Source organism: Antribacter soli (genome assembly GCF_021568775.1).
Lineage (GTDB): Bacteria > Actinomycetota > Actinomycetes > Actinomycetales > Cellulomonadaceae > Antribacter > Antribacter soli.
In genome coordinates this window covers 1-6250 of record NZ_JAKGSG010000016.1, presented here as the reverse complement: position 1 = coordinate 6250, position 6250 = coordinate 1, and the positions used below count along the sequence as shown (strand labels likewise).

Annotated in this window: 6 protein-coding genes; all 6 read right to left on the bottom strand. The window is 75.1% G+C overall.

From position 1 onward, the window contains the following. Nucleotides 1-131: 131 nt before the first annotated feature. Complete coding sequence (locus tag L1785_RS04285) at nucleotides 132-770, bottom strand: DUF624 domain-containing protein (RefSeq protein ID WP_236087905.1); 639 nt, start codon at nucleotides 768-770, stop codon at nucleotides 132-134. Continuing rightward, nucleotides 767-3262, bottom strand: a complete 2496-nt coding sequence (locus L1785_RS04280; RefSeq protein WP_236087904.1) for a beta-glucosidase family protein — start codon at nucleotides 3260-3262, stop codon at nucleotides 767-769. The genes L1785_RS04285 and L1785_RS04280 overlap by 4 nt, the downstream gene beginning before the upstream one ends. Nucleotides 3263-3382: 120 nt before the next feature. Then, nucleotides 3383-4630: an N-acetylglucosamine-6-phosphate deacetylase gene (locus tag L1785_RS04275; RefSeq protein WP_236087903.1), complete on the bottom strand. Its 1248-nt coding sequence runs from the start codon at nucleotides 4628-4630 to the stop codon at nucleotides 3383-3385. A gap of 17 nt (nucleotides 4631-4647) precedes the next feature. Beyond that, entirely contained in the window at nucleotides 4648-5343 is a 696-nt protein-coding gene (gene nucS / locus L1785_RS04270; protein ID WP_236087902.1) for an endonuclease NucS, read from the bottom strand. A 100-nt stretch (nucleotides 5344-5443) separates the two neighbouring features. Next, entirely contained in the window at nucleotides 5444-5872 is a 429-nt protein-coding gene (locus L1785_RS04265; protein WP_236087901.1) for a DUF2550 domain-containing protein, read from the bottom strand. A 10-nt stretch (nucleotides 5873-5882) separates the two neighbouring features. Next, the gene (locus L1785_RS04260) at nucleotides 5883-6146 is read right to left on the bottom strand and encodes a F0F1 ATP synthase subunit epsilon (RefSeq protein ID WP_236087900.1); all 264 of its coding nucleotides are present in this window, start codon (nucleotides 6144-6146) and stop codon (nucleotides 5883-5885) included. Nucleotides 6147-6250: the final 104 nt, after the last annotated feature.

The window sequence follows — 6250 nt, the reverse complement described above, 5'->3', positions numbered from 1 at the left end:
GGTGTGCCGCGGGGGCCCCCCCCCCCCCGGGCCCCCGCGCGCCCCGCCCCCCCCCCCCCCCCCGGGCCTCGTTCGTCCCTCCTCTTCGTCCTTCGAGAGTCCTCGTACGGTCCGTGCTCGACGACGTCCCGTCACTCGCCGGAGTGGGGGCTCACCACCTCGCCGGCGCCCTGCCGTCGGCGGAACACGCTGTGCAGCACGAGCGCGTCGACGTACGCGCCGACCGAGAAGCCGATGGTCGCCACGAGCACGACGGCCTGCGGCGCCACGTACACGACGGCGACCGTGGCAAGCGGCCGCAGCACCAGCCAGCCCGTGCGCAACGGCTCGGCGAGCGGCAGCAGCATGGCGTTGCGGAGGGTGCGGCCCAGCGGGTCGTCGTACCGCGGGACCAGGGCGAGCCCGTAGAGCAGCGCCCCCGCCAGGTGCACCGCGAGGAGGACGGCGACGACGCCGACGGCGGTGCCGAGCACGCTGCCGGCCGACAGCCAGAAGACGGCGGCGAACGCCGCCCCCGCGACCGGCAGGCCGAGCACCGCGACGACGGCGGTGCCGCGCCACAGGTTGCGCCGCAGCGCCACGAGGTACCCGGAGAGCAGATACCCGCGCTCGTCGTCGGCGTACCGCAGGGTGACCTCGTACAGCGCGGCCGTCGCCGCACCGGCAGTCACTACGGGCAGGCAGGCCACCACGTACAGCACGTTGAGCGCGACGAACTGCAGGAGGACCGTGAGGCCCTGCACGCTCCGGCTCTCCGGGTCGATCCTCATGCGACGACGGTAAGGCCTGCGCGCAGCGGCAGGTCCACGGACGAGGCGCCCGCTGCGACGGTGTACGTGCCGGGGTGGACGCGCAGGTCGCCGTCGAGCATCCCGGCCCCCTCCGACGCCTCCCAGAGCGCGAGCCGGGCGATGTCGAAGGCGACGTCCACCGTCGCCTCCTCCCCCGGCTCGAGCCGCACCCGGCGGTAGCCGAGCAGGAGCCGGACCGGGGTCGCGGCCGGCGCCGGGAGCCCGAGCGAGTACACCTGCACGAGCTCCTCGGCGGGCCGGTCGCCGGTGTTGCGCACCGTCACCGACGCCGTCACCACGCCCGGCCCGGCCAGGTCCGACGGCGTCAGCGGCGGGTGGTGGCGGGTCGGCGCGGGCGCCGCCAGCTCGCCGGCCGAGAGCGTCAGCGCCTCGTAGGACACGGTCGAGTAGGTCAGGCCGTGCCCGAACGCGAAGGCGGGCGCCCCGGCCTCGGCGGCGGGCAGGTGGCGGTAGGTGACCTGCTGGCGGCGGGTGTCGTAGTCGAACAGGTCCCCGGCCTGCTCCTCGCGGGCGGGCCAGGTCTGGGACAGGCGGCCGGCGGGCTCGGCGGCGCCCGTGAGGACGTCCGCGAGGCCGTGGCCGAGCTCCTGGCCGCCGTGGCTGGTCCACACGACTGTCGGGGCGTCCGCCACGCCGCGGCCGAGCACGTACGGGTAGCTCGATACGACCGCCAGCACCGCCCGCGGGTTGGCCTCGACGGCGGCACGCCAGACCTCCACGGCGGCGTCGGGCAGCAGCAGGTCCGGACGGTCCTGCGTCTCGCGCCCGTTGAGGTGCGGGTCGTTGCCCACCGCCACGACGACGGCGTCGCACTGCGCGGCGGCCTCCGCCACCCGGGCCGCGCCGGACTCCAGCACCCGCGCCACGAACCGCTCGGCGTCGTCGAGCGTGTGGCCGTCCGCGCCCAGCAGCCCGGTGTCCCGCTGGACCCGCACCCACCGGCCGGAACCGAGGTGCAGCAACGACCACGTGCCGTCCGGGTGCACGTGCCGCCGGAAGCTCTCCTGCACCTCCCAGCCGCCCACCCGGGTCGCGTCGGCCCGGAGCGGCCAGGCGGCGCCGGTCAGCAGGCGCCCCGACGCCTCGGAGCGCACGGTGAGCACGCCCCGGCCCCAGTCGGTCACGGCCAGGCGGGTGGCCTTCCCGGCGTCGGGGGCGTCCGCGACGACGGTCGAGCCATCGGCGGACACCGCCACGTACCGGCCGGAGGCGGCCCGCAGCGCGACGATGTCCGCGCCGTCCGCCACGACCACGCGCGCGCCGAGCGCGCGGAACCCGTCCGCGGCCGTGACCGCGTAGGGCAGGGTGCCCGAGTACCAGTCGGTGAGCACGGACTCGGAGAGCGGGCCGACGACGGCGACCGACGCTGGCGTCCCGAGCGGCAGCACCCCGGCGTCGTTGCGCAGCACGACGACGGAACGCGTCGCCGCCTCGCGTGCGAGGACGCGGTGCTCGGGCAGGTCGAGCGCGTCGGCGCCGATCCCGGCGTAGGGGTCGTCGGCGTCGAGCTCGCCGGTGCGCAGGCGCAGCTCCAGCAGGCGCAGCACCGCACGGTCCACGTCCGCCATGTCGAGCTGGCCCCGTTCGAGGGCCTCCTCGAGGCGCTGGATCGTGAGCGCGGAGTCGTGGTCGTCGTCGGTGAACGAGTCGACACCGGCACGCACGAGGGCCGCGTTGCCGGAGGCCCGGTCGGGCGCCGCGCGCTGCAGCGTCACGACGAACATCGGGGCGGCGGCGTCCGAGACGAGCGCGACGGACTGGTCGGTCCACGACCGCAGCTCGGCGAAGAGCTCGGCCTGGAGGTGCGCCGGGGTCCCGTTGACCTGGTTGTACGAGGGCATGACGGCGGCGACCACGCCCGCCTCGACCGGCTCGCGGAAGGCGGGCAGCTCCTCCTCGTGCAGCACGACCGGCGTGACGTTCGAGCTCGTCGACGAGCGGTCCGTCTCGTTGTTGTACGCGAGGAAGTGCTTGAGCGTGGGCGCCGTCTTCCACACGCGCTCGTGGTCGCCGCGCAGGCCCCGGCAGTAGGCGGTGGCCAGGTGGGCGGTCACGTGCGGGTCCTCGGAGTAGCCCTCCTCGTTCCGGCCCCACGCCGGGTGGCGCAGGGTGTTCACCACGGGCGACCACACGTTGAGGCTCACCGACGGGTCCGCGGCTCGCTTGGCCCGCACCTCGGTAGCGGCGACGTCGCCGACGCGCCGCACGAGCTCGGGGTCCCAGGTGGCCGCGAGGCCGACGGGCTGCGGGAACACGGTCGCGAGGCCGAGCCACGCGACGCCGTGGAGCGCCTCGCACCCCGTGTGGAACGGCCCGAGGCCGAGGTGCTCCACCACCGGTGCGTGCTGGTGGAGCATCGCAACGCGCTCTGCGGGGGTCAGCCGCCCGAGCAGGTCGCGGGCCCGTTCGGGCACGGAGAGCGCTGTGTCGCGGAAGGCCGGCACGTCCATTGGGTCTCCTTCGTCGCCGCGGCGGTGCGGCGGTCGTGGGCTTTTCGAGCGAGGCGTCGAAGCGCTTCGACTCTACGGTAGCGAAGCACGGCGCCCCGGGCAACGCCCGATCCGAACCGATCAGCCGTCGACTTCTGCGCCCGCCCGCAGGACCCGGACGGGGCGCAGGCCGGTGTCCGTCACGAGCACGTCGGCGCGCAGGCCCGCCTCCAGTGAACCCACCTCGGCCGACAGCCCCAGCACGCGGGCCGGCACGAGCGAGGCCGCGCGCACGGCGTCGGCCAGGGGCACGCCCGCGTCCACGGCCGCGCGCACCACGTCGACCAGGTGCGCGGTGCCGCCTGCGATGGCCCCGCCCTCCGGGTGGCCGGGGTCGGTGACCCGCGCCACGCCGTCGCGCACGGTGACCGACATCGGCCCGAGGTCGTACGCGCCGTCGGCCATCCCGGCCGCCGCCATCGCGTCCGTCACGAGTACGACGTGGTCCGCGCCGAGCGTCTCGAACATCGTGCGGACCAGGGCCGGGTCGAGGTGCACGCCGTCGCCGATCAGCTCGACGGTGAGGTCTCCTTGCGCAGCAGCGGCGAGGCATGCGGGGATCGGGCCGGGCGCGCGGTGGTGGAGCGGTCGCATGCCGTTGAACAGGTGGGTGGCGGTCATGCCGAGCACCGGCCCGCCCGACTCTGCCGCGGCGCGGAGCTCTCCGGCGACCTGGTCGATCAGCGCCTCGGCGGCGGCCGTCGTCCCGTCCGTGTGCCCGATCGAGGGGATCGCGCCGGCCGCGACCAAGGCGGACGCGACGCCGTCAGGCCCCGAGACGCCCGGCACCTCCGGCGCCACCGTCATGGTCCGCAGGTGCCCGCGCGCCGCTGCGGCCAGGTCACGGACGAGCTCGACGTCCCCCGGGACCAGGTCCGCCGGGTTGTGCGCACCGCGGCGCTCGTGCGACAGGAACGGGCCTTCGGCGTGGATGCCGGCGATCTCGCCCGCGTCGGCGAGCCCGGCCAGCAGCGCGGCCCGCTCCAGCAGCACCTCGCGCGAGGCAGTCACGAGGGAGGCGAGCATCGTCGTCGTGCCGTGCCGGCGGTGCTCCAGCACCCCCGTCATGACCTCCTCGGGCGTGACGGCATCCGGGAAGGACGCCCCGCCGCCGCCGTGGTTGTGCACGTCGACCAGGCCGGGGAGCAGGACGGCGGGCGAGACCGGGACCGAGGCGACGAGGTCGCCGAAGCCGGCCGGGCCGGCGTCGGCCACCGTGCCCACGAAGGCGAGCCGGTCGCCCACGACGACCACGACGCCGTCGTCCAGGACGGCGGAAGGAAGGACCACGCGGCCCCGCAGGACGATGGGTGCAGCCATGGCGCCCATCCTGCCCCACGGCCAGGTCAGAACAGGCGGGAGTCCACGTCGTCGACGCCGCGCATGGCGTCGTAGTCGAGGACGAGGCAGCCGATGCCGCGGTCCGTCGCCAGGACGCGTGCCTGCGGCTTGATCTCCTGCGCGGCGAAGACGCCCCGCACCGGCGCGAGCAGGGGGTCGCGGTTGAGCAGGTCGAGGTAGCGGGTGAGCTGCTCGACGCCGTCGATGTCGCCCCGCCGCTTGATCTCGATCGCGACCGTCGCGCCGGACGCGTCCCGCGCGAGGATGTCCACCGGGCCGATCGCCGTCATGTACTCGCGGCGGACCAGGGTGTGCCCGTCTCCGAGCAGCCCGATCTGCGCAGCCAGCAGCTCCTGCAGGTGGGCCTCGACGCCGTCCTTGACGAGGCCGGGGTCGATGCCGAGGTCGTGCGCCGACTCGTGGTGGACGTCGTGGAGCTCGATCTCCAGCCGGTCGTCGGACTTGGTGTGCTGCACCGTCCAGACCTGCGTGACGCCGCGCTCGGCGGCCTCCGCGTCCGGCTCACGCATGCTGAGCGAGCACGGCGGGCTCATCCAGTTGAGCGGCTTGTACGAGCCGCCGTCGGAGTGCAGGAGCACGCTGCCGTCCGCCTTGACGACCAGCAGCCGCTTCGCCCGCGGCAGCATGGCGGTCAGTCGGCCTGTGTAGCGGGCAGAGCAGTCGGCGACGACGAGGCGCACAGATCTCCTTCAGGTGCCGGGGCGGGAGCGATTTCTGGGCTTCCGCCGGCCATGGTTCGCCTGGACCCTCGCGGGAGGCCCCACCCAGCGATGTCTGGGCTCAGAGGACGAGGTCCCGGCGCCCCGGGGGCGCCGCCTCGAGCCAGGACGCGAGGCCGGTGTAGTCACCGGCCGAGATGTTGAGCTCGAAATCCATGCCGTCGTAGCGGCACTGGACGAGGAACCGGGCTTCCTGGCCGGCGGGGTCCTCGGCAGCCAGCGGGAAGCGGCCCGTGACCTCCAGCCTGTCCCGGTACCACGTGCGGGCGGGGCGCGGGGAGAGCGACCAACATCGCCACCACTCGATCCGGCCCACCGCGTACTGCGCGATGCCGAGCGTCCAGGAACCCTGCGGGTTGCCGGACGCCCGGGCGCCGCACGGGAACGAGCCCAGGCGGTGGGAGAGGGTCCGCAGGCGCGACGCGCCCACGACGAGCACCAGCGTGACCGCGACGAGCACCGCGATCGCTACCCATACGACGCCCGGCACCCCGTCCCCCTCAGCGCAGGGCGGTGATCTCGTCGACCACGAGGGTGACGAGGTTGTCGTCCACGGAGACGAAGCCACCGGACACATCGGCCTCGACGGCCGTACCCGAGGACGTCCGGACGGTGACGGTGCCCGGGCGGAGCACCGCGAGCAGCGGCGAGTGGTTCGCCAGGATGCCGATCTGGCCGTCCACGGACGGGGCACTGACGGACACGGCGGCGCCCGACCAGACCTTGCGGTCCGTGGCCACGAGGTCCACGCTCAGCTCTGCCACGAGGGCTCCTCTCTGAAGTCTTGATGATACGGGCGTGGGGGGGGGGGGCGGGGGGGGGCGGGCCCCCCCCCGGGGGGCGGGGGGGCCCCCGCGCCCGCGGGGAG

Coding starts and splice junctions, on each gene's coding strand:
- L1785_RS04275 (WP_236087903.1), bottom strand. CDS start 4,630: ATGGGCGCCATGGCTGCACCCATCGTCCTGCGGGGCCGCGTGGTCCTT.
- L1785_RS04280 (WP_236087904.1), bottom strand. CDS start 3,262: ATGGACGTGCCGGCCTTCCGCGACACAGCGCTCTCCGTGCCCGAACGG.
- L1785_RS04285 (WP_236087905.1), bottom strand. CDS start 770: ATGAGGATCGACCCGGAGAGCCGGAGCGTGCAGGGCCTCACGGTCCTC.